The 24523-nt window shown below is 64.3% G+C and carries 20 protein-coding genes and 1 pseudogene; 8 read left to right on the forward strand and 13 right to left on the reverse strand.

Going from position 1 to position 24523, the window contains the following annotated elements; all coding sequences use genetic code 11:
* Positions 1 to 2 precede the first annotated feature (2 nt).
* The 7 genes from MTX23_RS34400 to pcaF all read right to left on the reverse strand — a co-directional run bounded on the left by MTX23_RS34400 (position 3) and on the right by pcaF (position 5601).
* Positions 3 to 848, reverse strand: coding sequence for a shikimate dehydrogenase (locus MTX23_RS34400; protein WP_280974508.1), 846 nt, complete (start codon positions 846 to 848; stop codon positions 3 to 5).
* A 22-nt stretch (positions 849 to 870) separates the two neighbouring features.
* Entirely contained in the window at positions 871 to 1335 is a 465-nt protein-coding gene (locus MTX23_RS34405; protein ID WP_280974509.1) for an SRPBCC domain-containing protein, read from the reverse strand.
* Positions 1336 to 1345: 10 nt separating this feature from the next.
* Positions 1346 to 1669, reverse strand: a complete 324-nt coding sequence (locus tag MTX23_RS34410) for a metalloregulator ArsR/SmtB family transcription factor (RefSeq protein ID WP_280974510.1) — start codon at positions 1667 to 1669, stop codon at positions 1346 to 1348.
* Positions 1670 to 1704: 35 nt separating this feature from the next.
* Positions 1705 to 2771, reverse strand: a protein-coding gene (locus tag MTX23_RS34415; RefSeq protein WP_280971795.1) for an IS630 family transposase whose coding sequence is annotated in 2 segments (ribosomal slippage) — positions 1705 to 2285 and positions 2285 to 2771 — 1068 coding nt in all. Because the reading frame shifts where the segments join, the coding sequence is not laid out codon by codon here.
* A gap of 210 nt (positions 2772 to 2981) precedes the next feature.
* Complete coding sequence (gene pcaG / locus MTX23_RS34420) at positions 2982 to 3584, reverse strand: protocatechuate 3,4-dioxygenase subunit alpha (RefSeq protein WP_280974511.1); 603 nt, start codon at positions 3582 to 3584, stop codon at positions 2982 to 2984.
* Positions 3585 to 4286, reverse strand: a complete 702-nt coding sequence (gene pcaH, locus MTX23_RS34425; RefSeq protein WP_280974512.1) for a protocatechuate 3,4-dioxygenase subunit beta — start codon at positions 4284 to 4286, stop codon at positions 3585 to 3587.
* 106 nt (positions 4287 to 4392) lie between these two features.
* Complete coding sequence (pcaF, locus tag MTX23_RS34430) at positions 4393 to 5601, reverse strand: 3-oxoadipyl-CoA thiolase (RefSeq protein WP_280974513.1); 1209 nt, start codon at positions 5599 to 5601, stop codon at positions 4393 to 4395.
* A gap of 214 nt (positions 5602 to 5815) precedes the next feature.
* Here pcaF and mutS point away from each other — a divergent pair, with 214 nt between their 5' ends.
* Positions 5816 to 8542 carry a DNA mismatch repair protein MutS gene (gene mutS, locus MTX23_RS34435; RefSeq protein ID WP_280974514.1) on the forward strand — a complete coding sequence of 909 codons (2727 nt, stop codon included), beginning with the start codon at positions 5816 to 5818 and terminating at the stop codon, positions 8540 to 8542.
* A gap of 140 nt (positions 8543 to 8682) precedes the next feature.
* Here the strand turns inward: mutS and MTX23_RS34440 are convergent, their stop codons facing one another.
* From MTX23_RS34440 to MTX23_RS34450, 3 genes and pseudogenes are all read right to left on the reverse strand, one after another.
* Positions 8683 to 9483 (reverse strand): hypothetical protein, encoded by an 801-nt coding sequence (locus MTX23_RS34440; RefSeq protein ID WP_280974515.1) that lies wholly within the window; start codon positions 9481 to 9483, stop codon positions 8683 to 8685.
* A gap of 208 nt (positions 9484 to 9691) precedes the next feature.
* Entirely contained in the window at positions 9692 to 10201 is a 510-nt protein-coding gene (locus MTX23_RS34445) for an OsmC family protein (protein ID WP_280974516.1), read from the reverse strand.
* Between the two features lie 54 nt (positions 10202 to 10255).
* Positions 10256 to 10504, reverse strand: a pseudogene (locus MTX23_RS34450) (aliphatic sulfonates ABC transporter substrate-binding protein); the annotation flags it as partial.
* 197 nt (positions 10505 to 10701) lie between these two features.
* On the opposite strand from MTX23_RS34450, the gene MTX23_RS34455 reads away from it, so the two are divergent.
* The gene (locus MTX23_RS34455) at positions 10702 to 13494 is read left to right on the forward strand and encodes a [protein-PII] uridylyltransferase (protein WP_280974517.1); all 2793 of its coding nucleotides are present in this window, start codon (positions 10702 to 10704) and stop codon (positions 13492 to 13494) included.
* A 76-nt stretch (positions 13495 to 13570) separates the two neighbouring features.
* On the opposite strand, the gene MTX23_RS34460 is transcribed toward MTX23_RS34455, so the two are convergent.
* Positions 13571 to 13876, reverse strand: a complete 306-nt coding sequence (locus MTX23_RS34460; protein WP_280974518.1) for a hypothetical protein — start codon at positions 13874 to 13876, stop codon at positions 13571 to 13573.
* Between the two features lie 332 nt (positions 13877 to 14208).
* Here MTX23_RS34460 and MTX23_RS34465 point away from each other — a divergent pair, with 332 nt between their 5' ends.
* From MTX23_RS34465 to MTX23_RS34475, 3 genes are all read left to right on the forward strand, one after another.
* The gene (locus MTX23_RS34465) at positions 14209 to 15984 is read left to right on the forward strand and encodes a PAS domain S-box protein (RefSeq protein WP_280974519.1); all 1776 of its coding nucleotides are present in this window, start codon (positions 14209 to 14211) and stop codon (positions 15982 to 15984) included.
* Complete coding sequence (locus tag MTX23_RS34470; protein WP_280974520.1) at positions 15978 to 16652, forward strand: response regulator transcription factor; 675 nt, start codon at positions 15978 to 15980, stop codon at positions 16650 to 16652. The genes MTX23_RS34465 and MTX23_RS34470 overlap by 7 nt, the downstream gene beginning before the upstream one ends.
* A gap of 98 nt (positions 16653 to 16750) precedes the next feature.
* Positions 16751 to 17140, forward strand: coding sequence for a response regulator (locus tag MTX23_RS34475; RefSeq protein ID WP_280974521.1), 390 nt, complete (start codon positions 16751 to 16753; stop codon positions 17138 to 17140).
* A gap of 723 nt (positions 17141 to 17863) precedes the next feature.
* Here the strand turns inward: MTX23_RS34475 and MTX23_RS34480 are convergent.
* On the reverse strand, positions 17864 to 18388 hold the full coding sequence (locus tag MTX23_RS34480; RefSeq protein WP_280978319.1) for a methylated-DNA--[protein]-cysteine S-methyltransferase: 525 nt from the start codon (positions 18386 to 18388) through the stop codon (positions 17864 to 17866).
* A gap of 197 nt (positions 18389 to 18585) precedes the next feature.
* On the opposite strand from MTX23_RS34480, the gene MTX23_RS34485 reads away from it, so the two are divergent.
* Together MTX23_RS34485 and MTX23_RS34490 are read left to right on the forward strand one after the other, a co-directional pair.
* The gene (locus MTX23_RS34485) at positions 18586 to 19806 is read left to right on the forward strand and encodes an ABC transporter substrate-binding protein (protein ID WP_280974522.1); all 1221 of its coding nucleotides are present in this window, start codon (positions 18586 to 18588) and stop codon (positions 19804 to 19806) included.
* Positions 19807 to 20175: 369 nt separating this feature from the next.
* Positions 20176 to 21402, forward strand: a complete 1227-nt coding sequence (locus tag MTX23_RS34490; protein WP_280974523.1) for an ABC transporter substrate-binding protein — start codon at positions 20176 to 20178, stop codon at positions 21400 to 21402.
* Between the two features lie 123 nt (positions 21403 to 21525).
* Here MTX23_RS34490 and MTX23_RS34495 read toward each other — a convergent pair whose 3' ends face one another.
* Positions 21526 to 21951 carry a DUF1330 domain-containing protein gene (locus tag MTX23_RS34495; RefSeq protein WP_280974524.1) on the reverse strand — a complete coding sequence of 142 codons (426 nt, stop codon included), beginning with the start codon at positions 21949 to 21951 and terminating at the stop codon, positions 21526 to 21528.
* Positions 21952 to 22170: 219 nt separating this feature from the next.
* Between MTX23_RS34495 and MTX23_RS34500 the strand changes: the two genes are divergently transcribed.
* A complete protein-coding gene (locus MTX23_RS34500) occupies positions 22171 to 24411 on the forward strand; it encodes a penicillin-binding protein 1A (protein WP_280974525.1) in 2241 nt (746 codons plus the stop codon).
* Positions 24412 to 24523 lie beyond the last annotated feature (112 nt).

Below are 24523 nucleotides of genomic sequence, written 5' to 3' on the forward strand. Positions count from 1 at the left end.
CGTCACGCCGGCGAAGCGTAGCGCGCCGCCATCACGGCGTCGAACGCAATTCCCATGACATCCGACGACGGCGTCATCCCCGTGAACAGGGCGAACGCATCTGCGGCCGCGTTGATCGCGAGATCGCGGCCGGTCAGCACGGCGGCGCCTTTGGCCTTCGCCGCGGTGAGCAGCGGCGTCCAGAGCGGAGTGTAGACCGCGTCGGCGACCCACATCGCCTGATGCAGCAACTCATCCGGCACCGGCGACGCAAGGCTCGGCAGCATGCCTACGGGCGTCGCATTGATCAGGCCGGCGGCACCTTCGACCGCGGCCGCGATGCTGCGAACCGCGACGCCGCCCTGCAATTGGCGGGCAAGCTGCGCGGCCTTGGCGGGTTCGGCATCGAAGATCCTGATGTCGCCAACGCCGAGGCCGGCGAGCGCGAAGCCAATCGCCTTGCCGACGCCGCCGGCCCCGATCAACGCGATCGCGCCGTGCGGCGTGGCCGCGAGCAGCGGTTCGATCGCGCGTACAAAGCCTGTCGCGTCGGTGTTGTGCCCGACCAGCCGCGTGCCGTCGACGACGATGGTGTTGACCGCGCCGATCGCGCGCGCGTCCGGCGTCAACTCATCCAAGAGATCGACGACGGCTTCCTTGTAGGGAAAGGTGACGTTGACGCCGGCGAAGCCGAGCCGCCTGACACCGTCGAGCATCGCGCGCAGATCGTCCCGCCCGGCGGCCGCCACTTGGATGAGCTGATAGTGGCAGTGAACGCCGAGCGCTTTAGCCGCCTGCTCATGCATCGCGGGCGCGGCCGAATGCGCGATGGGATATCCAATCAGACCTGTGAGGAAGCGGTCGCGCATCGTCCCTCGAATGCGAAAGCTTTCAGCTCATGCCGTCGAGCCGAGCATAGCTCGCTTCCATGCCATGCTCCATGCCGGTCGCGAGCATCGCTGCGCGCGTCTCGGCATCGGGCAGCGTCATCCGCATCGTCATCAAGGTGCCGCTGCCGTCGGGCTCGAAGCGGGTCTCGACATGATTGTCCGGAGTCGGATCGGGCAGGTGCATGCGCTCGACATGGACAATGCGGCTGAAGGGCTCGAGCTCGAGATATTCGCCGGTGAGGTGAAATCCGCCGCCCTTGCCGTCCGTCCATTCGTAGCGGATCTTGCCGCCGGGCCTGATATCGCTGATGCAAACCGGCATGGTCCAGCCCTCCGGGCCGAGCAGCCACTTCTGCAGCAGCTCGGCCTCGGTGTGCGCGCGGTACACCGCTTCGGGCGGGGCTTTGAAACGTCTGACAACGACGACATGACGGTCGCCTTCGGTCTTCAGCGTCAGCTTGCTCATGGGGGACCTTTCACTTTTCGGGCTTCATCGCGGCCAGCACTCCGTCCAGCCGGTCGTAATTGGTTTCCAGCGCACGCCGCAGCATTCCGAGCCATTGATCGATCTCGGCGACCGCCTGCGGCGCCAGCCGGCATGGCCGCTTGGTGCCCTCGATCCGCCGCACGATCAGGCCGGCATGCTCGAGCACCTTGAGATGACGGGAGATCGCCGGCTGGGTCATGTCGAATGGCTCGACCAGCTCCATGACCGTCGCCTCGCCCAAGGCGAGGCGCGCCAGGATCGCCCGGCGCGTCGGGTCGGCGAGCGCGGAGAAGGCGGCGTCGAGGTTAGTCATGCTTATGTCATATCTGCTATATAATACCAATGGCCCTAAGGATTGACTGTTGCCCAAGTGCGGCTTGTGATTGAGGCGATGCGACCTGGATCATTTGCGAAGAAGTTCCAGGCTTCGCAGGTCTTGGCGACGATATCGTCGTAGTCGTCGAAGACGGTGATGGCGAGCTTGTTGGCGCGCAGGTACTGCCAGACGTTTTCAATCGGATTGAGCTCGGGCGCATAAGGCGGCAGCTGTAACAGAGTGATATTTTCCGGAGCTCGGACGGTGCCGGCACTGTGATAGCCGGCGCCGTCGAAGACGAGAACGGCATGTGCGTCGGGTGCAACTTTGCGGCTGATTGCCTCCAAATGCAGTGACGTCGCCTCTGCATTTGCCGTCGGCATGACAAGACCCGCGGCGACGCCCCGTTGAGGACAGGCGGCACCGAAGAGATAAGCCCAATCGTAACGTCGATCGCGCGGCGCGCGAGGCCGTGAGCCACGCTTGGCCCACACGCGTGTCAGCGTGCCCTGCTGGCCGATCCGCGCCTCGTCCTGGAACCAGATTTCGATCGGCTTGCCTTGGGCGTGAGCGGGGAGCGTTGTCGTGAGGGTCGTAGCAAAGTTTTTTTGAACGCTTCCTGAGCCGCTTCATCGGCTTGCGGATGGCGCGGCCGCACCGAGAGCCGGCGGTACCCGAGCTTGGCCAGAACCTTGCCGACCGAACGTTCGTGCAGTTTGACGCCAAACCGCCGCTCAAGCTCGTCGCGCAAATCCACCCGCCGCCAACGTACGACCCCATGCTGCTCAGGATCGGGACCGGCCTCGACCAACGCGGCCAATTCGGCCTGCTGCTCTGTCGTCAGCCGCGACCGCGGTCCCGTCGGTTTGCGCGACCGCAGTCCCGCCAAGCCTTCGGCGTTATAACGATGCACCCAGTCCCGCAGGGTCTGACGATCCATCCCGCAACTTTCGGCTGCCTTCTTGCGGTCCGCGCCCTCCAGCACAAGCGCAAGCGCCAATATCCGCCGCGCTACCGTACTATTCTTCTCTCTGCGCGCCGCCTTCCGAAGCTCGCCCGCGGTCAAATCAAGCCGCGTAATCGCTACCGCTGCCCCCATCGATATTGCTCCTGTCTACGCAGCAACATCGATTCAGAAACTCACTGATTTGGAAATCCCAAATGTGAGTCAAATCCGGGGGCCGTTGGTATAACAGATCGCGCATGTCAAACAAAATCCGCTGCGAAGGCGCGCAGCGGATTTGGGGAACGCTTAGGGCTGGATTTGTGTGCGCCGCCGCCGACGGCGCGACGGCAGACGCCATCGACGCTAGACGTCGAAGAACACCGTCTCGTTGTCGCCCTGCAGGTGGATGTCGAGCGTGTAGATATGGCCCGCACCCGCCTTGCGCCTGGCGATCAGGGTCGTGCGACGATCGGCCGGCACTAGCGCCAGCACGGGATCGCTGGCATTGCCGGCTTCGTCGTCGAAATAGATCCGCGTGTAGAGATGCAGCAGCATGCCGCGCGCATACACCGCGAGCAGGATGTGCGGCGCCTGCGGCTTGCCGTCGGGATCCGGCACCACGCCCGGCTTGATGGTGTCGAAGACATAAGCGCCGCTCGCATCGGTGCCGCAGCGGCCGAAGCCCTTGAAGGAAGAATTCGGCAGCGCGCGCTTGTCCTGCGGATCGGAGAAGCGGCCCTGCGCATCGGCCTGCCAGATCTCCAACATGCAGTCCGGGATCACGGCGCCGTCGCCGTCATACACCTTGCCCTCGATGCGGATGCGCTCGCCGGAAACATCCGGCGTCAGCAGATTGTTGGCGAAGGCGTCGTTCCATTCGTATTCGCCGTTCGGCGTCAGGCCGTACTTGAAATAAGGGCCGACGGTTTGCGAGGGGGTGATGCCATCAGGACGCTGGTTCGACACTTACCTGGTCTCCATCGGCGTGGCGTTGCGCCCGCGCAGCACGATATCGAAGCGGTAGCAGAGCGCCCATTCCGGCTTGGTGTTCTCGAGATCGAACGACGAGATCATCCGCGCCCGCGCCTTTTCGTCGGTCACCGAATTGAAGATCGGATCGAACGGAAACAGCGGGTCGCCGGGAAAATACATCTGCGTCACCAGACGCGAGACGAAGGAATGCCCGAACACCGAGAAGTGGATGTGGGCGGGCCGCCAGGCATTGTGATGATTGCCCCACGGATAGGCGCCGGGCTTGATGGTGATAAACTTGTAGTAGCCCTTGGCATCGCTCTGGGTGCGGCCGGCGCCGGTGAAGTTCGGATCGAGCGGCGCCGGATGCTGGTCGACGACGTGGATGTAGCGGCCGCAGGCATTGGCCTGCCACAGCTCGACCAGCGTGTTGGGCACGCCGCGGCCATCCTCGTCGAGCACATAGCCGTGCACGATGATGCGTTCGCCGAGCGGCTCGCCCTTGTGCTGGATGGTGAGGTCGTTGTCGTGCTCGCGCACAGTCTCATGACCATAGACCGGACCGGTCAATTCCGAAAGCGTGTGCCGCATCGGGATCAACGGCTTCGAGGGCGCGCGCTTGATTGTGGAGCGATAGGCCGGTGACAGCCGCGCCGGATGCGCTGCGAGCGACTGCAGCGGATATTGAAGGGTCATGGCGAATTCCTCCGTGGGCTCGCATGCCAGCGAGCCCTGCCGAAGATCATTATAGGACATAACCAATTCGGGGAAGGGCTGTTTTCAACCCTTCCAAGATGTTGGTTTAGTTGATCTTTTCGATCGCAACCGCAACGCCCTGGCCGACGCCGACGCACATAGTTGCCAAGGCAAGCTTCCCGCCCCGCTTCTCCATGCCGTGCACGGCAGTCAGCGCCAGCCGCGCGCCGCTCATGCCGAGCGGATGGCCGAGCGCAATCGCGCCGCCATGCGGATTGACGAAATCGGCATCTTCCTTGACGCCAAGCTGACGCAGGCAGGCGATGCCCTGCGAGGCGAAGGCTTCGTTGAGCTCGATCAGATCGAAGTCCGAGACCTTGATGCCGAGCCGCTCGACCAGCTTCTTGGTCGCCGGCACCGGACCGATGCCCATGATGCGCGGCGGCACCGCGGCCGACGCGAGCCCAAGGATTTTTGCGCGCGGCGTCAGGCCGTGCTTCTTCACCGCAGCCTCGGAGGCGAGGATCATCGCGGCCGCGCCGTCGTTGACGCCGGATGCGTTGCCCGCGGTCACCGTGCCCGGATTGCGCACGATCGGTTTCAGCTTGGCAAGACCTTCGAGCGTGGTCTCGGGGCGCGGATGCTCGTCCTTGTCGACGGTGATGGGACCGGCCTTGCCGCCGGGCGCCTGGATCGGGATGATCTCCTCGGCGAAATAACCCGATGCGATCGCCGCGCCTGCGCGCTGCTGCGAGCGGATCGCGAACGCGTCCTGATCCGCGCGCGACACCTGGAACTCCTCCGCGACATTCTCGCCGGTCTCCGGCATCGCATCGACGCCGTACTGCGCCTTCATCAGGGGATTGATAAAGCGCCAGCCGATCGTGGTGTCGTAGATGTCGGCCGAGCGCGAGAACGCTTCCGCTGCCTTGCCCATCACGAAGGGCGCGCGCGTCATCGACTCGACGCCACCAGCGATCGCGAAATCGATCTCGCCGGCGCGGATGGCGCGGCCGGCGGCGCCGACCGCATCGAGGCCGGAGGCGCAGAGGCGGTTCAAGGTCTGGCCGGGAACCGAGTCGGGCATCCCGGCAAGCAGCAGCGCCATGCGCGCGACGTTGCGATTGTCCTCACCGGCCTGGTTGGCACAGCCGAAAAAGACTTCGTCGACCTCAGACCAATCGAGCGTCGGATGCTTCGCCATCAGCGCCTTGATCGGGGCCGCGGCGAGATCGTCGGCGCGAACCTTGGCAAGCGAACCGCCAAAGCGGCCGATCGGAGTCCGGACGGCATCGCAAATGAACACATCACGCATTGAATCTCTCCCTGAATGCCGTGGCTTAGGCGCTGGATGGGCTGGAACTTGAGGTGAGTTTTAGGAGCGTGCCCGCGCAAGGTCAATTGACGCGGCTGCGTGGCATCAGCGCATTCCCGTGATGCCTTGTCGTATGTGAGGTCGTGGAGAAGGTGGAAAACCCGATCCTCTCGGATAGGACCGCGCGGCGAAATTCTGTAGTTTCCGCCCCCTCATGACAATTCAACAGTCCATCCCGGTCCCGCCTGAATCCACCCCCGCCGAGGCGCCGTCGCGCGTCACGCCGATGATGGAACAGTATCTGGAAATCAAGGCGGCCCATCCCGGCCTATTGCTGTTCTACCGGATGGGCGACTTCTACGAGCTGTTCTTCGAGGATGCCGAGATCGCCTCGAAGGCGCTCGGCATCGTCCTGACCAAGCGCGGCAAGCATCAGGGCATGGACATCCCGATGTGCGGCGTGCCGGTCGAGCGTGCGGAGGATTATCTGCACCGCCTGATCGGCGCGGGCCATCGCGTCGCGGTGTGCGAGCAGACCGAGGATCCGGCGGCGGCGCGCGCCCGCGGCAACAAGAGCGTCGTCCGCCGCGGCGTGGTGCGGCTGGTGACGCCGGGCACCCTGACCGAGGACACGCTGCTCGACGCCCGCACCAACAACTATCTGATCGCGATCGCCCGTGCCCGCGGTTCGGCCGGCGCCGACCGGCTCGGGCTTGCCTGGATCGACATCTCGACCTCCGAATTCATGGTGACGGAGTGCTCGACCGCCGAACTCGCGGCGACGCTGGCGCGCATCAATCCGAACGAGGCGATCGTCACCGATGCGCTTTATAGCGACACCGAGCTTGCGCCGACCCTGCGCGAGCTGCCGTCGGTGACGCCGCTGACCCGCGACGTGTTCGACAGCGCCACCGCCGAGCGGCGGCTGTGCGACTATTTCGCGGTCGCGACCATGGACGGCCTCTCGGCGATGTCGCGACTGGAGGCAACCGCCGCGGCCGCCGCGGTCACCTATATCGACCGCACCCAGGTGGGGAAGCGTCCACCGCTGTCGCCGCCGGCGCGCGAGGCCGCCGGCACCACGATGGCGATCGATCCCGCAACCCGCGCCAATCTCGAGCTGACGCGCACGCTCGCCGGCGAACGTCGCGGCTCGCTGCTCGATGCGATCGACTGCACCGTCACTGCGGCGGGCTCGCGCCTGCTGGCGCAGCGCCTCGCCGCACCGCTGACCGACGTTGCCGTGATCGCGCGGCGGCTCGACGCCGTCTCGGCCTTCGTCGCCGACTCTGCCGCGCGCGAAGACGTCAGAACCGTGCTGCGTGCGGCGCCCGACATGTCGCGCGCACTGGCGCGGCTCTCGGTCGGCCGCGGCGGCCCGCGCGATCTCGCTGCCTTGCGCGACGGCATCCTGGCCGCCGACCAGGCCCTCGAGCTGCTCGCGCTGACGGACAATCCGCCGGCCGAGATCGTGGCCGCGATGGCCGCGCTGCGCCGGCCATCGCGTGATCTTGCGCAGGAGTTTTCCCGAGCGCTGAGCGAGCAACTGCCGCTGATCAAGCGCGACGGCGGCTTCGTCCGCGAGGGCTATGAAGCCGCGCTCGACGAGAGCCGGAACCTGCGCGATGCCTCGCGCCTCGTGGTCGCGGCGATGCAGGCACGCTACGCCGAGGACACCGGCATCAAGACGCTGAAGATCCGGCACAACAATGTGCTCGGCTATTTCGTCGAGGTCACCGCGCAGCACGGCGACAAGCTGCTGGCGCCGCCCTTGAACGCCACCTTCATCCATCGCCAGACCCTGGCCGGACAGATCCGCTTCACCACGTCGGAGCTCGGCGAGACCGAAGCCAAGATCGCCAACGCCGGCGAGCGCGCGCTCAACCTCGAACTGGAAATCTTCGAGCGCCTGAGCGCGATGGCGCTCGCCGCCAGCGACGATCTGCGCAACGCCGCGCATGCCTTTGCGATGCTCGACGTCGCGACCGCGCTGGCCAAGCTCGCCGTTGACGATAATTACGTGCGGCCCGACGTCGACGGCTCGCTCGGCTTCGCCATCGAGGGTGGACGTCATCCGGTGGTCGAGCAGGCGCTGAAGCGCGACGGCCAGCCGTTCATCGCCAATGCCTGCGATCTGTCCCCCGCGCCGGGACAGAAATCCGGCCAGCTCTGGCTGATCACCGGTCCGAACATGGCCGGTAAGTCGACCTTCCTGCGCCAGAACGCACTGATCGCGCTGCTGGCGCAGATCGGCTCGTTCGTTCCGGCGTCGCGCGCGCGGCTCGGCATCGTCGACCGCCTGTTCTCGCGTGTCGGTGCGGCCGATGATCTGGCGCGCGGGCGCTCGACCTTCATGGTCGAGATGGTCGAGACCGCCGTGATCCTCAATCAGGCGAGCGAGCGGTCGCTGGTCATCCTCGACGAGATCGGCCGTGGGACTGCGACCTTCGACGGTCTCTCGATCGCCTGGGCCGCGATCGAGCATCTGCATGAGAGCAACCGCTGCCGCACGCTGTTCGCGACGCATTACCACGAGCTGACCGCGCTCTCGGCCAAGCTGCCGCGGATGTTCAATGCCACGGTGCGAGTGAAGGAATGGCAGGGCGACGTCGTGTTCCTGCACGAGGTGCTGCCGGGCTCGGCAGACCGCTCCTACGGCATCCAGGTCGCGAAGCTTGCAGGATTGCCGCCCGCCGTGATCGCGCGTGCCAAATCGGTGCTGGCGAAACTGGAAGCACAGGACCGCGGCCAGACCGCGCGCGCGCTGGTCGACGACCTGCCGTTGTTCGCCGTGCCCTCCCGCGCCGCCACTGAGGACGCGCCGCCGAGCGAGGCCGACTTGCTGGTGGAAGCAGTGAAGGCGCTGCATCCCGACGAGATGTCGCCGCGCGAGGCGCTGGAGGCGCTCTATGCGCTGCAGGCGAAATTGCCGAAGCGATAATTCCGTAGCCCGGATGCAGCGAAGCGAAATCCGGCAACGCCCTCTCAATCGTCATTGCGAGCGAAGCGAAGCAATCCATCGATCCGCATACGCTGATAGACGGATTGCTTCGCCGCTTCGCTCCTCGCAATGACGCGAGGCTAGCTTCGTACCTTCTTCCGCCGTCCATTCCACCACAGCGCCAGATTCCACGCGATGCAGGTGGCGAGCGCGCAGCAGAGGCCGATCGCGGAGCCGAATTGCAGCACCGCGACATGCAGCACGGCCACCCCGAGGCCGAAGCCCATCAGGCCCCAGGCGCTGTTGGCGAGCACGGCGGCGGTGGCCGGGCCGCCGATGCGCGGATGCAGGATCAGCATCATCGAGGAGAACACGATCGGAAACAGCGCCATCACGCCGGTGACGCGCGGACCGACCCAGCTCGACGCCGTGACCACGGTCCCGACCAGGCTTGCGACCAGTGCGGCGCGCAGCGGGATGTCGTACCAGCGCCGCGCGATCAGCGGCATCTTGGCGACATGCCTGTAGGGTTTCAGCAGCGGAATGCAGATCGCAAAGGTGATCGCGTTGATGATCAGCCCGCCGGCGAGCGACCATTCGAACTGGCGCATGATGGTGGCGAGCACGAGCCACAGGGCGATCGCGGCGCCGGCGCTGATCCACATGCTGAAGCGCTGCGCCAGCACCGCGTAGGTCAGCCCCATATAGATCGTCGCAGCGTTGACCGGCAGGCTCGACAGCGCGCCCTCGGCGATGAAGGTGGCGTCATGATCGAGCGCAAGGAAGGTGTAGGACGGTCCCGCCGAGATCGGCAAGGTCGCGACCAGCGCGCCGATCACCGGTCCCGAACGCTCCGTGATGATGGACGCGCTGACCACGAATGCCGCCGCGATGGCCATGCGCAGCACGAGGATCAGAAGGAAATGGAGGTCGGGCGACATTCGTTGTTTTTGTTTTCTCGCCATCCCCTGAAGGGGAGGGTCGGATCGCATGGAGCAACGCGGAATGCGATCCGGGGAGGGGTCTTCTCTCCGCTCGGGCAGTGCCGCCGCGGAGAGAGCGGCCCCCTCCCCGCGCTCATTTCATTCGCGTTGCCACTCCCCTTTCAGAGGTGGGCAAGAGGTCAGACCAATAGGAAGATAAAGAAGTTCACACCCGCTGCAGCGAGACGATGACCTTCGGGCCGTTCTTGATGGTCTGGTAGACCACGCAATAGCGTTCGGTGAGCTTCAGCAGCAGGTCGAGCTTGTCCTGCGGCGCGTCGGTGCCGACATCGAAGCGGAGGCGGATCTCGCGGAAGCCGACCGGCGCCTCCTTGTCGACGCCGAGCGTGCCGCGAAAATCGAGATCGCCCTCGGCGAAGACGGTGCCGACTTTCAGCGGCACCTCGACGGCGGTCGCGACCGATTTCAGCGTGACGCCGGCGCAGGCGACCAGCGCCTCCAGCAGCATGTCGCCGGAGCAGAGCTCGAGCCCGGAGCCGCCGGTTGCGGGGTGGAGGCCGGCGACCGCGAGCGCGCGGCCGGTCTCGACCTTGCAGGAAATACTCTCGTTATCGATTGAGCCCTTGGCCTTCAGCGTGATCACGGCGGCCGACGGGTCGGCCTTGTAGCGTTCCTTGATCGGGGCCTGCATTGCGCGGAGTTCGGCGGAGTCCATGGTTCTGCTCCCGGTTATTCTTCTTCATGCCGGTGTAAGGCCTTAGAGCGCCGCTGTCACCAGCGCGGTCCGCTCGGGACGCGAATAGACATAGATCGACCTGATCGGGTTGCCGTTGATCCTCGCCACCAGCGCGGCCGAGCCCGCGGTCGAGCCGAAATCGAGCCGGCATTGAGGAATTCGAGCGCCTTGTTGGACCCGGCCGACTGCACCCAGACGATGCTGATGCCGTTAGGCCGCGCCGGGAAGCAGCGCCGAGACCGCGAACAGCGCGGCCAGCGCGCGCCGGGACAACAATGACATTCGACGTCTGCTGACCTGATAAGAGAAACACTCTTTTATTTCAATGAGTTAGTCTTGCGGTCAACGAGAAAATCCCTACCCTTTGCGAGGCGGCGCGAGAACGACCTTGTTCGAAGCGCCACTGAAACAGCATGGAGCAGCAGTCCTTATACTTTGGTCAGTGACAGCAAACGCTCCGTCCGTTATCGGATGCAAGCATGGACAGCGTCGTAGCAGAGGTCCGCCCTGCAGCGGATGATCGTTTCGAGACTGCGCGGATCACCGCGGCGGTCAATGCACTCGCCGAAAAGCATGCCGGCCGGGAGGACCAGTTCCGCGCCGCGATCGCGCAATTGCTCAAGGCCGAGCTGGTCGCGGCGCGCGCCACGGCGCAGGCGCTGCTGTTGAAGGACCGACACGGCCGCCGCTGTGCCGAGCGGCTCTGCTTCGTGCAGGACGAGATCATCCGCATCCTCTATGAGGCGGCGACCAAACACCTCTATCCCTCGCCGATCCCCTCGGGCGCCGAGCGGATGGCCGTGGTCGCGACCGGCGGCTATGGCCGCGGGCTGATGGCGCCGGAATCCGACATCGATCTGTTGTTCATCCTGCCCTACAAGCAGACCGCCTGGGGCGAGCAGGTGGCGGAAGCGATCCTCTACTGCCTCTGGGACATGGGGCTGAAGGTCGGCCACGCCACGCGCTCGGTCGACGAATCAATCCGCCAGGCCCGCGGCGACATGACAATTCGCACCGCGATCCTGGAGACGCGGTTCCTGACCGGCGACCAGCCGCTCTATGGCGAACTGGTCGAGCGCTTCGACAAGGAGGTGGTGCAGGGCACCGCATCGGAATTCGTCACCGCCAAGCTCGCCGAGCGCGAGGAGCGGCATCGCCGCGCCGGCCAGTCGCGCTATCTGGTCGAGCCCAATGTGAAGGACGGCAAGGGCGGGTTGCGCGACCTGCACACCCTGTTCTGGATCGCCAAATACGTCTACCGCGTGCGCGAGACGGATGAATTGCTGGAACGCGGCGTGTTCGACGCGCAGGAGTACCGCACCTTCCGCCGCTGCGCCGATTTCCTCTGGTCGGTGCGCTGCAACCTGCACTTCTTCGCCGGCCGCGCCGAGGAGCGGCTGTCGTTCGACATGCAGCGCGAGATCGCGGTCCGGCTCGGCTACACCTCGCATCCCGGCATGCAGGACGTCGAGCGCTTCATGAAGCACTACTTCCTGATCGCCAAGGATGTCGGCGACCTCACCGCGATCCTGTGCGCCAAGCTCGAGGAGGAGCACAACAAGCCCGCGCCGGTGCTGAGCCGCATGGTGGCGCGCTTCCGGCCCGGTGCCAAGCGGCGCCGGGTGACGGGCAGCGACGACTTCATCGTCGACAACAACCGCATCAACCTCGCCGCGCCCGACGTGTTCAAGCACGACCCGGTCAACCTGATCAGGATCTTCCGGCTCGCGCAGCAGAACGACCTCGCCTTCCATCCCGACGCGATGCGCACGGTGACCCGCTCGCTGAAGCTGGTCAATACCGAGCTCCGCGAGGACCCGGAAGCCAACCGCCTGTTCATGGAGATCCTGACCTCCGACAACGCAGAGATCGTGCTGCGGCGGATGAACGAGACCGGCGTGCTCGGCCAATTCATCCGCGCCTTCGGCAAGATCGTGTCGATGATGCAGTTCAACATGTACCACCACTATACGGTGGACGAGCACCTGATCCGCTGCATCGGCTTCCTGCAGGAGATCGAGCGCGGCGGCAACGAGGAGTTCACGGTCGCGAGCGACCTGTTCCGCAAGATCCGTCCCGAGCACCGCCCGGTGATCTATATCGCGACGCTGCTGCACGACATCGCCAAGGGGCGGCCCGAGGATCACTCGATCGCGGGCGCCAAGGTGGCGCGGCGGCTGTGCCCGCGGCTCGGCTTCTCCCCTGCCGACACCGAGCTGGTGGCCTGGCTGATCGAGGATCATCTGACGATGTCCACGGTGGCGCAGTCGCGCGACCTGTCGGACCGCAAGACGATCGAGAACTTCGCCGCTGTGGTGCAGTCGGTCGAGCAGATGAAGCTGCTGACCATCCTGACCACCGCCGATATCAGGGGCGTCGGCCCCGGCGTGTGGAACGGCTGGAAGGCGCAGCTCCTGCGCACGCTGTATTACGAGACCGAGCCGGTGCTGACCGGCGGCTTCTCGGAGGTCAACCGCGCCCAGCGCATCGCGATGGCGCAGGCCGAATTCCGCGCCGCCTTCACCGAATGGCCGGACGCCGAGCTCAACGCCTATATCGGCCGGCACTATCCGGCCTACTGGCTCAAGGTCGAGCTGCCGCGCAAGATCCGCCAGGCGCGCTTCATCCGCGCGAGCGAACAGGCCGGTCACAAGCTCGCGATCAATGTCGGGTTCGACGAGGTCCGCGGCGTCACCGAGCTCACGATCCTGGCGACCGACCACCCCTGGCTATTGTCGATCATCGCGGGCGCCTGCGCCTCCGCCGGCGCCAACATCGTCGACGCCCAGATCTACACCACGACCGACGGCCGCGCCGTCGACACCATCTCGATCTCGCGCGAATACGACCGCGACGAGGACGAGGGCCGGCGCGCGACCCGGATCGGCCAGATGATCGAGGACGTCTTGGAGGGCAAGCTGCGGCTGCCTGAGGCGGTGGCGCGGCGCGCCGTGCGCAGCAAGGCGCGGCCGTTCATCGTCGAGCCCGAGGTCACCATCAACAACCAGTGGTCGGATCGCTACACCGTGATCGAGGTCTCCGGCCTCGACCGGCCCGGCCTGCTCTATCAGCTCACCACGGCGATCTCGAAGCTCAACCTCAACATCGCCTCCGCGCATGTCGCGACCTTCGGCGAGCGCGCCCGCGACGTGTTCTATGTAACCGACCTGCTCGGCGCCCAGGTCACCGCGCCGACCCGGCAGGCCGCGATCAAGAGTGCGCTCCTGCACCTGTTGTCGAGCGGGGACGCCGCGGCGAAACCGGCTGCCTGACGACTCTCTCCGCCGTCGTCATTCCGTGCGGGCCGCCCCGGAATGACGACAGAGGCGATCACACGACCGCGCAGGTCTAATCGGGTTGTTCGGCGTCGGCTCGGCCTTGGGGTTCGAGCGTTGCCAGGTTCGCTTCCAGGAAGGCAAGATAAGTTGCCTGGGACAACAGAAGGCCCAGATCGAACAGTGCAAGCAAGGCGCTCCCCCACGAGCCGTCCGCCGACTCGCTGCTCGTTGGTCCGTCCCCGTCGATAACGGAAGGTTGGAAGCGGTGGTCGCTCCCCAGGTGCTTTGCTTCGGGCCCGATGTCATCGGAGCAAAGGATCAAGTGCAGGCGAGTTTTCGACATATCAATCCCCAGATTCGTAATCGGCGATCGCATGGCAATTTCAGAGGCCTATTGTCATCGAGTTACCCAACAAGCGTAGTCTAGGCGCTGGAACCGGCCATTGAACGGAGGTTGATCGGGCCGTTACATGTGGTGGGGGAGAACCATACCTAGGTTTAGGCACAACCTGAGCCTGAGTGAGCGCGATTGTTTCGCTTCCCGGGCGACCTGACGGCATGCCGGAAGATCACGAAAGCTCCCGCATAATGTCGCTCGAACGGCGGAAAGCTGCTAGCATTCAGCCTGTTAGGAGGGCGACGTTGTCGCCGCTGATGATACTGGTCACCTGATGATACTGGTCACCTAGCGACGCAGCGCGGCCCGCAATGGCCAATTGCTTCGTGCTGCCGATGATGCGCAACCCGACGATGAAGTGGCCGGCCGAGCAATGGCTGCTCGGCGGCATGGTGCTGGCGCTCGGGACGGCGGCCTGCATTTGGCTGGTGCTTGGTCAGGCGCCGGCGACCCCCGCATATCTGATTGCCGTCGTGCTGTTCGTCGCCGCGCTTGGCGCGGCGTTGATCGTGATGCGCTTGGTGGCCTCCCGCCAAAGGCAGATGGAGGCCGTGCTGCACGGCCTCGCGAGGGACGAGGAGCACGCGATCGAGGCGCTGCGCAACAGCGAGGCACAATGGAAGGAGGTGTTCGAGCACAACCCGGTCATGTACTTCATGGTCGATGCAACGGGCACCGTTCTGTCCGTCAACACGTTCGGCGCGGCACAACTGGGCTACTCCGTCGCCGAATTGCTCGGGCAATCCGTCCTGATCGTCTTTGCCGCCGAAGACCGGCAGCTGGTCCAGAACAACGTGGCAGTATGTCTCGACCATATCGGCCAAACCCACAGCTGGGAGATCCGGAAGGTTCGCAAAGATGGTTCGCGGCTTTGGGTCCGCGAAAACGCCAAGGCCGTGCGGCGGCTGGACGATCAATTGATCGTCCTGATCGCATGCGAGGACATCACGGAGCGCAAGCAGGCTGAAAATGCGCTGCGGCAGAGTGAAATGTACCTCGCCGAAGCCCAGCGATTGAGCCACACCGGCAACTTTAGCTGGCACGTTGAGAGTGGTGAGATCATCTGGTCGGAGGAGACCTTCAGAATATTCGAATTCGACAAGACTCCTTCCATCAAGCTCGACACGGTGCTTCAACGCGTCCATCCGGATGATCGCACGCGCGTGCGACGGACCATCGAGTGCGCGTCCCGTGACGGCGAGGACTTCGAGCACGGATACCGATTGCTGATGCCCGACGAGTCGATCAAACATGTCCACGCCAGGGCGCATGCGGTGACGGATGCTTCGGGCGAGACTGAATTCATCGGCGCGGTGACGGACGTGACGGCCCGCAAGCAAGCCGAGGCGGACTTGCAGGAGATGCAGGCTAACCTCGCGCATGTCACTCGCGTGACGGCGCTCGGGGAGCTCGCCGCGTCGATCGCCCATGAAGTGAACCAGCCGCTCGCCGCCGTCGTCGCCAACGCCGCGGCATGTCTGCGCTGGCTCGACCGGTCCACCCCCGACCTGGATGAAGCGCGCGGAGCGGTGAAGTCTATCATCAAAGACGGCAATCGGGCGGGCGACGTCCTCCAGCGCGTCCGCGCGCTGGTGAACAAGACGACAGGTCAGAAGACACCGCTCGACGTCAATGACGTCATCAACGAGGTGATCAGCCTGGTGCAACACGAACTGGCGAGCCACCGGGTGTTGCTGCGGCTGGAACTTGCTCCCGCTCTCCCGCTGGTCCTCGCCGACCGCATCCAGCTGCAGCAAGTCATCCTCAACCTGGTCATCAACGGCATCGAAGCGATGCAGCCGGTCACGGACCGGCCGCGGGAACTTACGATCCGCACAGACCATGACGAAGCCCGGCAAATCCTGGTTACGGTCAGGGACTCCGGCGTCGGCGTCGCCGGCGAAGACGCCGGCCGGCTGTTCGACGCCTTCTTCACCACCAAATCGGGCGGCATGGGCATGGGGCTGTCGATCTGCCGCTCGATCGTCGCCGCCCACGGCGGGCGCCTCTCTGCGGCCGGCAACGTCGGCCCTGGTGCGACATTCCAGTTCACCCTGCCGTTGCATCAAGGGAATCACGCATGGTGATCAGGCGCCCGGCACCGCCGCCCACCCTCGCAAGCGCCGAGGACCCGATCGTCTTCGTCGTCGATGACGACGCATCGGTGCGTGAAGCACTGAGAAATCTCTTCCGGTCGGTCGGCTTGCGGGCCGAGGTGTTCGCCTCGGCACACGAATTCCTGCAGAGCAAGCTTCCAAACGTCGCCAGTTGCCTGATCCTTGACATCCGGATGCCCCGGCTGAGTGGCCTGGACTTCCAGGCCGAGCTGGTGAAGGCCGACATTCACATTCCGATCATCTTCATGACGGGTCATGGCGATATACCGATGACGGTCAGGGCGATGAAGGCCGGGGCTATCGACTTCCTGACCAAGCCGTTCCGCGATCAGGACATGCTGGATGCGGTCACGACGGCGATCGAGCGCGACAGAAGCCGCCGCGATGAGGCAAAGGTCCTATCAGACCTGCGTGTTGCGTTCGCCAACCTGACTCCTCGCGAGCGGCAGGTGATGGCTCTCGTCACGGCGGGGCTCATGAACAAGCAGATCGCGGCCGAAATCGGGGTGGCCGAGATCACCGTGAAGATACACCGCGGGCACATCATGCGGAAAATGGCGGCGAAGTCGTTGCCGGACCTGGTGCGGATGGCGCAAATGCTCGGGATCGGGCCCGCATCCAGCAAGCCGCAAACCTAAGTATGATTCTCCGACCCGGCTTCGCGACGCACTGTGCGATAGCAAGACCGCACAGGACGCGGCAAACACTCCTTTGGTCGTCCCCAGGAAGGATCTCCTTGCCCCACCCGCCGGTAATATCAATCATCGACGATGATGGGTCGGTTCGCGCCGCGATCTACAATCTCGTCAGGTCGTTTGGCTACATGGTCCATACATTCGCGTCGGCTGAGGAATTCCTGCGTTCGCCTCACCTGAACGACACATCGTGCGTGATCACGGATGTCAGAATGCCGGCCATGAGCGGCCTCGATCTGCAGGATCACCTGCTTGCCAACGGGCAGCGCTTTCCGTTCATTTTCGTCACGGCTTTCTCGGTCGAAAGCGATCGCGTCCGCGCTCTGAGGGCGGGAGCGATCTGCTTTCTGATCAAGCCGTTCGACGGGGACGCTCTGATCAGATGCCTCGATATCGCCCTCGCCCAAGTCGGCGCGCCCGCGATCGAATGAGGCCATATCGAAAGCGGCAGGCGGGCTATACGCAAGGATAATCCCCGCAAACATCTAGACAAGTTGAAGGTGAGCAGTGGCGGCGCAAGACTTGGCATCGTCGTCTTCTGCAAGGGACGACGGCAAAGACAGCATCAGACATTGTGATCGGAAGATGGCCATTCCTCGGAGGGAGGTTGCCATGCGTGCGGAACCGCGCTGCTCTCAATGTGACAGGGAAGATCCCAAGATCATCTCCCTGCGAAATCCGGCGAGTGAACGCTACTGCGGGCGCCTGTGTCTCTACAAAGGTCAGGAGAACTTCATTCGCTGGATACAGCGAGCCAATGCGGAGACTAGGTCATGACAAACCGTTGCGGCAATCCGGAGTGCAGGCGCCCCTTTGGACTGATCCGGCGCAGCTGGCACTTCGAGCAGTTTTGCTCGACGAAGTGTCGCGAGGCCTATAAGCGGCAGTTGGAGCGCAACAGAGCCTATTGGAAATGGCTCTATCCTTTGCCCCGAACCGGTGAACCATCGAAGAAATCGATCTAGCGACGAGAGCGAGGAACGCTCAAAGGAGCCGCCATGACGACAGTAGACGCGATGCTGGTGGGAGCGATACTCGCGTGGGCACCTTCGCTCGTTTTATTCCTCTATATCATGCGCGACCTGCGAAACGCGCCTTAGCGAAGATCGATTGATCGTCGATCAATCGCCCGGCGACGGCGCTTCGCAAGCGCTCTAAACCTCCAGGCCCTCGTGGCGCAGCAGCCAGCGCTTGCGCTCCAGCCCACCGCCATACTTGACCAGCGAACCGTTGGCGCCCATCAGGCGGTGGCAGGGCACGACGACGCTGATCGGGTTGGAGCCGTTGGCGTGGCCGACGGCGCGCATCGCGTTGGGCACTTTCAGCTTCGCCGCCAGTGCGCCGTAGCTCATGGTGGTGCCGGGCGGAATCTTCGGCAGCGCGTGCCAGACCTTCTGCTGGAACGGCGTGCCGGCGACGCGCCATTTGATCTCGGCGAGCCGATCGAGGTCGCCCTTGAAATAGCCGCTCAAGGCGTCGCGAAGCTCACGCGGCGCGCGGCCGGCGCGCAGCGTCACCGCGCCATAGTGAAGCCGCAGCAGCTCGAGCATCCGCCCTTCGTAGTCGTCCCAATCGAGCGCGCGCAACACGCCGTCGTCATCAGTCACCAGCAGCCCGGTTCCGATCGGGGTCTTGAGACGATCGAGGTTAAAGGCTTGCGGCGTCTTCGGTGCGGCCATGCTGATCTCGCGGAAATCGATCTTGCTCGGTGATACTTTCACCTTCGGGCCGCCGACGTCCACCCGAATTCCGCGACACTGCGCGCAGGCGGCATCCTTGCAATGGAGCACCCCTTCCTCCATCATCGCTGCAACGATGACATCTGACGGAGGGAAGCTCCGCGGACAAGATCATCGGCAACATGGGAGGTCACGACATGAGAAGCGTGCAATTGCTCGCTGCGAGTTCGCTTGCGATCGCGTTGTCCGTTACGTCAGCTGCCGCGCAGAAGAAATACGACATCGGGGCGACCGACACCGAGATCAAGATCGGCCAGACCGTGCCGTTCTCGGGCCCGGCATCGGCCTATGCCGGCATCGGCAAGACCCAGGCCGCCTATCTCAAGATGATCAACGATCAGGGCGGCATCAACGGCCGCAAGCTGAACCTGATCCAGTATGACGACGCCTATTCGCCGCCGAAGGCGGTCGAGCAGGTGCGCAAGCTCGTCGAGGGCGACGAGGTGCTGTTCACCTTCCAGATCATCGGCACGCCGTCGAATGCCGCCGTGCAGAAATATTTGAATGCCAGGAAGGTGCCGCAGCTGCTGGCTTCGACCGGCGCATCGCGCTTCTCCGATCCCAAGAACGCGCCGTGGACGATCGCGTACAATCCGAACTACCAGTCCGAGGGACGCATCTACGCCAAATATATCCTGGCCAATTATCCCAACGCCAAGATCGGCATCTTCTACCAGAACGACGATCTCGGCCGTGACTACATCACCGGCCTGAGGAGCGGTCTCGGCGCCAAGGCCGATAGCATGATCGTCGCGGAAGCCTCTTACGAGCTGACCGACCCGACCGTCGATTCCCAGATCGTCAAGCTGAAGGCCGCGGGCGCCGACCTGATCTACGACGCCTCGACGCCGAAATTCGCGGCGCAGGCGATCCGCAAGATCGCCGACCTCGCTTGGCATCCGGTGCATATCCTCGACATCAATGCAAGCCCGGTGTCGGCGACGCTGAAGCCCGCGGGCCTCGACATCTCAAAGGGCATCATCTCGACCAATTACGGCAAGGACCCCGCCGATCCGCAATGGAAGGACGATCCCGGCGTGAAAGCCTATTTCGCGTTCATGGACAAATATTATCCCGAGGGCGACAAGCTCAACACAGTCAACACCTACGGCTATGCGACCGCCGAACTGCTGATCCAGGTGCTCAAGCAGTGCGGCAACGACCTCACCCGCGAGAATCTGATGAAGCAGGTGACCAGCCTGAAGAACTTCGTGCCGAGCCTCGCGCTGCCCGGCATGTCGATCACGACGGGACCGAAGGACTATCGCATCAACAAGCAGATGCAGATGATGCGCTTCAACGGCGAGCGCTGGGAGCTGTTCGGCCCGATCATCGAGGATACCGGACCGGCGGGTTAGTCGCTCCGCGGCCAGATAAGCTCCCTCTCCCCGTTCCTACGGGGAGAGGGCGGGGGTGGGCTGCTGCCGCATACACGGAGATGGCTGCACTCGTGGAGATTCCCCCTCACCCGCATCGCATCTTCGATGCGATGCGACCTCTCCCCGCAAGCGGGACGAGGTGAGGCGGAGCACGACCCCCAACCCTGTTTCTTTTTCGCATTGCCCCCTACTTTGGTTGACTGAAATCGCTGACCTTTTCGGCATCGCTCGTCTTGCGTTGCAACAAGCGTTCCTCCAGTATCCCGGCCCAGCGATGGCAACCGCGGGAATTTGGCCCCGCGGACGAGATCATCGGCCAACCATCAATCACGTGAGGAAAGCAGCATTATGAGGAATGGGATTTTCCACCTGGTCACGGGAACGGCGCTGGCGATGGCGCTGGCGGCCTCGCCGGCCCTCGCGCAGAAGAAGTACGATCCCGGCGCAAGCGATACCGAAATCAAGATCGGCCAGACCGTCCCCTTCAGCGGTCCAGCCTCCGCCTATGCCAGCATCGGCAAGACCCAGGCCGCCTATTTCAAGATGATCAACGATCAGGGCGGCGTGAACGGCCGCAAGATCAACCTGATCCAGTATGACGACGCCTATTCGCCGCCCAAGGCGGTCGAGCAGGTGCGCAAGCTCGTCGAGAGCGACGAGGTGCTGTTGACCTTCCAGATCGTCGGCACGCCGTCGAACGCCGCCGTGCAGAAATATCTCAACGCCAAGAAGGTGCCGCAGCTGTTCGCGGCCACGGGCGCGTCGAAGTTCACCGATCCAAAGAACTTCCCCTGGACGCTCGGCTTCAACCCGAACTATTTCGTCGAGGGTCGCATCTACGGCCAGTACATCCTGAAGGAGCATCCGAACGCCAAGGTCGGCGTGCTCTATCAGAACGACGACCTCGGCAAGGACTATCTGAACGGCATCAAGGCCGGCCTCGGCGCCAAGGCCGCCAAGATGATCGTGGCCGAAGCCTCCTACGAGGTCTCCGATCCGACCGTCGATTCCCAGATCATCAAGATCAAGGATGCCGGCGCCGACCTGTTCTTCTCGGCCTCGACGCCGAAGCAGGCCGCGCAGGCGATCAAGAAGATCTACGAAATGGGCTGGCATCCGACCCAGATCGTCGACATCAACGCCACCTCGGTCGGTGCCGTGCTGCAGCCGGCGGGTCTCGAGGCCTCCAAGGGCCTGATCAGCACGAATTACGGCAAGGATCCGGCCGACCCGCAGTGGAAGGACGATCCGGGCATGAAGCGCTATTTCGACTTCATGGCCAAGTATTATCCCGACGGCGACAAGAACTCGAACTTCAACACCTACGGCTACTCGACCGCGCAGCTGATGGTGCACGTGCTGAAGCAGTGCGGCGACAACCTGACCCGCGAGAACGTGCTGAAGCAGGCGACCAACCTGAAGAACGTCGAGCTCGACATGGCGCTGCCCGGCATCAAGGGCAACACCACACCGAACGACTACCGCGTCAACAAGCAGCTTCAGATGATGCGCTTCAACGGCCAGCGCTGGGAGCTGTTCGGACCGATCCTCGAGGACCAGGCTCCGGCGGGCTAGTCGTCCTTGCAGATGTGAGATGCGATCGGCGGCCTCCAGAGGCCGCCGATTCGTTTTTGGAGCGGCCGACTCAATCTATCCCCGTCATGACGGGGATAGTAATTGCGAGCAGCGTTGAGGCACCTACTCCGGAATCTCGCCGAAGTTCTTCCCCACCGGCAGCACAGCATGACGGATCAACCGCGAATCCTCCACCGCGGCCTGGCGGTGCTTGACCGCCTCGCGATAGACGGGGTCGCGGATCATCTCGACGAAGGCACCGACGCTCGGATACTCCGCGATGAAGCAGTGGTCCCAGCGCTCCTCCTGCGGGCCGATCAGCATCAGCTCGAACCGGCCCTGCCAGACGATGCGACCGCCGAGCCGCTCGAACACCGGACCGCTTTCACGACCGTAAGCCGCATAGGCTTCCGCGCCGGTCGCCTTGCGGCCGTCGGGATAGGCCGCCCATTCGCGCAAGCGCACCAGGTTGAGCATGTGGATCGGGCCTGGCCGATTGTTGTCGCGGAACTGCGCGAAGACTTCCTTGGTCGGATCGATGTGGCCCATACGATGCTCCTTATGTGTTGTTCACTGGAGCGCGATCTTGATCGCGCTCCATCGTCTTGTTTGAGCATGATCTTTTCGGAGAACCGGCCCACTTCTCCGGATCATGCTCACACTATCTAGCACGCGCTGCCTCACCTCCTAATCCCCCGTTAAGCTTTGCGTAACCGCCCCTTAAACCGGGAGCGCTAGTGTCCCGCCGGAATAGTGTGAGCGTTGCTTATGGCGTGGGGACGGAAAAAAGGCGGTGCGCGCAAGGAACCGCTGTTCGGGCTTCCGGCCGCGCTTGCCGACCTGCGGCTGTCGCCCGATGATCGCATTCCCGGCGGCGGCGACGACAAGCCGGCCAAATCGAAGCCCAAGAAGAGCGATTCCGTCGAGAAACCGCGCGCCTCGCGCAGCGGCAGCAAGCGCCGCGGCAAGTCGCGCGGCTTCGGCATCGGCCGCCTGCTCTACTGGGGCGCGGTGCTCGGCCTGTGGGCGTGCATCGCGGTGATCGGTGTCGTGGTGTGGGTCGGCGCGCATCTGCCGCCGATTCAGTCGCTGGAAATCCCGAAGCGCCCGCCGACCATCCAGATCGTCGGCCTCGACGGCAGCGTGCTGGCGCAGCGCGGCGAGATGGCCGGCGCCAATGTCGCCTTGAAGGATCTGCCGCCCTATCTGCCGAAAGCCTTCATCGCGATCGAGGACCGCCGCTTCTATTCGCATTATGGCGTCGATCCGTTCGGCATCCTGCGCGCGGCGGTGGCCAACCTGATGCATCGCGGCGTGTCGCAGGGCGGCTCGACGCTGACGCAGCAGCTCGCCAAGAACCTGTTCCTCACCCAGGAGCGCACCATCCAGCGCAAGCTGCAGGAGGCCGAGCTCGCGCTGTGGCTGGAGCGCAAGCATTCCAAGAACGAGATCCTCGAACTCTATCTCAACCGCGTCTATTTCGGTTCCGGCGCCTACGGCGTCGAGGCCGCGGCGCAGCGCTATTTCGGCAAATCGGCGAAGAACGTGACGCTGGCGGAAGCCGCGATGCTGGCGGGCCTCGTCAAGTCGCCGTCGCGGCTGGCGCCGAACCGCAATCCGAAAGGCGCCGAGCAGCGCGCGCAGGTCGTGCTGGCAGCGATGGCCGACGCCAAGTTCATCACCGACGCGCAGGCCAAGGCCGCCATGGGCCAGCCCCTGCTCAACGTGAAGCCCGCCGGCGCCGGCACCGTCAACTATGTCGCCGACTGGATCGGCGAGGTGCTCGACGATCTCGTCGGCCAGATCGATCAGGACATCGTCGTGGAGACCACGATCGATCCGAAGCTGCAGAACATCGCGGAAGCTGCCGTGATCGACGAGCTCGCGGCCAAGAGCGTGAAGTTCAATGTCAGCCAGGGCGCGCTGGTGGCGATGTCGCCTGATGGCGCGGTGCGCGCCATGGTCGGCGGCCGGAACTACGCCGAAAGCCAGTATAATCGCGCGGTGACCGCGAAGCGGCAGCCCGGCTCGGCCTTCAAGCCGTTCGTCTATCTCACTGCGGTGGAGTCCGGCCTGACGCCTGATACGATCCGTCAGGACGCCCCGCTCGACATCAAGGGCTGGAAGCCCGAGAACTACACCCACGAATATTTCGGTTCGGTGACGCTGACCCAGGCGCTGGCGATGTCGCTGAACACGGTCGCGGTGCGGCTCGGCCTCGAAGTCGGCCCGAAGAACGTGGTGCGCACCGCGCACCGGCTCGGCATCTCCTCGAAGCTCGAGCCCAACGTCTCGATCGCACTCGGAACATCCGAAGTGTCCGTCATCGAGCTGGTCGGCGCCTACGCGCCATTCGCCAATGGCGGGTACGCCGTATCACCACATGTTGTGACCAGGATCAAGACCAGCTCGGGCAAGGTTCTCTACGACCGTCCGGCCGATCCGCCGAACCAGGTGATCGAGCCGCGCTACGACGCGATGATGAACAGCATGATGCGCGAAACGCTGATCTCCGGCACCGCGCGCAAGGCCGAAATCCCCGGCTGGACTGCCGCCGGCAAGACCGGCACCAGTCAGGATTATCGCGACGCCTGGTTCATCGGCTACACCGCCAATCTCGTCACCGGCGTCTGGCTCGGCAATGACGACAATTCGCCGACCCGGAAGGCGACCGGCGGCGGCCTGCCGGTGGAAGTGTGGACGCGCTTCATGAGAGCCGCGCATCAAGGCGTGCCGGTCGCGGCCATCCCGAACTCGCAAGGCAATTGGGGACCGGCGAACCTGGTCCAGATCTCGTCGCAGATCACGTCGCCATCGGCCCCGACGGGCCAGATGCAGGCGCCGATGCAACCGCCGCCTGCGCCCGTGCCTCAAGCAGGCGGCGGTTATTACCGCCCGCCGGCGCCGGTGCGCGCCTCGGCTGCGCCGCCCAACCCGCACGCGCGTCCGGAAGCGGCCGCGGGGTTGGATGGCTGGCTGGTGGATCGTCTGTTCGGCGGACGTCGCTAAGGCGTGATGAGACTAGGTCGAGCTGGAACGGCAACGGAGATTCACCTCTCCCTTGGGAGAGGTAAAGCGAGTCCGTCGCCGAACCGATTCGATCCAAGCTCATCTTGCTTTA

It is taken from the genome of Bradyrhizobium sp. ISRA436 (assembly GCF_029910015.1).
Taxonomy (GTDB): domain Bacteria; phylum Pseudomonadota; class Alphaproteobacteria; order Rhizobiales; family Xanthobacteraceae; genus Bradyrhizobium.

Excerpts from the sequence above, each read along its gene's own strand:
- MTX23_RS34495 (WP_280974524.1), bottom strand. The coding sequence starts at position 21,951 with ATGGGCCACATCGATCCGACCAAGGAAGTCTTCGCGCAGTTCCGCGAC.
- MTX23_RS34405 (WP_280974509.1), bottom strand. The coding sequence starts at position 1,335 with ATGAGCAAGCTGACGCTGAAGACCGAAGGCGACCGTCATGTCGTCGTT.
- mutS (WP_280974514.1), top strand. The coding sequence starts at position 5,816 with ATGACAATTCAACAGTCCATCCCGGTCCCGCCTGAATCCACCCCCGCC.
- MTX23_RS34485 (WP_280974522.1), top strand. The coding sequence starts at position 18,586 with ATGAGAAGCGTGCAATTGCTCGCTGCGAGTTCGCTTGCGATCGCGTTG.
- MTX23_RS34445 (WP_280974516.1), bottom strand. The coding sequence starts at position 10,201 with ATGGACTCCGCCGAACTCCGCGCAATGCAGGCCCCGATCAAGGAACGC.
- pcaF (WP_280974513.1), bottom strand. The coding sequence starts at position 5,601 with ATGCGTGATGTGTTCATTTGCGATGCCGTCCGGACTCCGATCGGCCGC.
- MTX23_RS34480 (WP_280978319.1), bottom strand. The coding sequence starts at position 18,388 with ATGGCCGCACCGAAGACGCCGCAAGCCTTTAACCTCGATCGTCTCAAG.
- MTX23_RS34470 (WP_280974520.1), top strand. The coding sequence starts at position 15,978 with ATGGTGATCAGGCGCCCGGCACCGCCGCCCACCCTCGCAAGCGCCGAG.
- MTX23_RS34465 (WP_280974519.1), top strand. The coding sequence starts at position 14,209 with ATGGCCAATTGCTTCGTGCTGCCGATGATGCGCAACCCGACGATGAAG.
- MTX23_RS34410 (WP_280974510.1), bottom strand. The coding sequence starts at position 1,669 with ATGACTAACCTCGACGCCGCCTTCTCCGCGCTCGCCGACCCGACGCGC.
- MTX23_RS34440 (WP_280974515.1), bottom strand. The coding sequence starts at position 9,483 with ATGTCGCCCGACCTCCATTTCCTTCTGATCCTCGTGCTGCGCATGGCC.
- MTX23_RS34455 (WP_280974517.1), top strand. The coding sequence starts at position 10,702 with ATGGACAGCGTCGTAGCAGAGGTCCGCCCTGCAGCGGATGATCGTTTC.
- MTX23_RS34460 (WP_280974518.1), bottom strand. The coding sequence starts at position 13,876 with ATGCGATCGCCGATTACGAATCTGGGGATTGATATGTCGAAAACTCGC.
- MTX23_RS34400 (WP_280974508.1), bottom strand. The coding sequence starts at position 848 with ATGCGCGACCGCTTCCTCACAGGTCTGATTGGATATCCCATCGCGCAT.
- MTX23_RS34500 (WP_280974525.1), top strand. The coding sequence starts at position 22,171 with ATGGCGTGGGGACGGAAAAAAGGCGGTGCGCGCAAGGAACCGCTGTTC.
- MTX23_RS34490 (WP_280974523.1), top strand. The coding sequence starts at position 20,176 with ATGAGGAATGGGATTTTCCACCTGGTCACGGGAACGGCGCTGGCGATG.
- pcaH (WP_280974512.1), bottom strand. The coding sequence starts at position 4,286 with ATGACCCTTCAATATCCGCTGCAGTCGCTCGCAGCGCATCCGGCGCGG.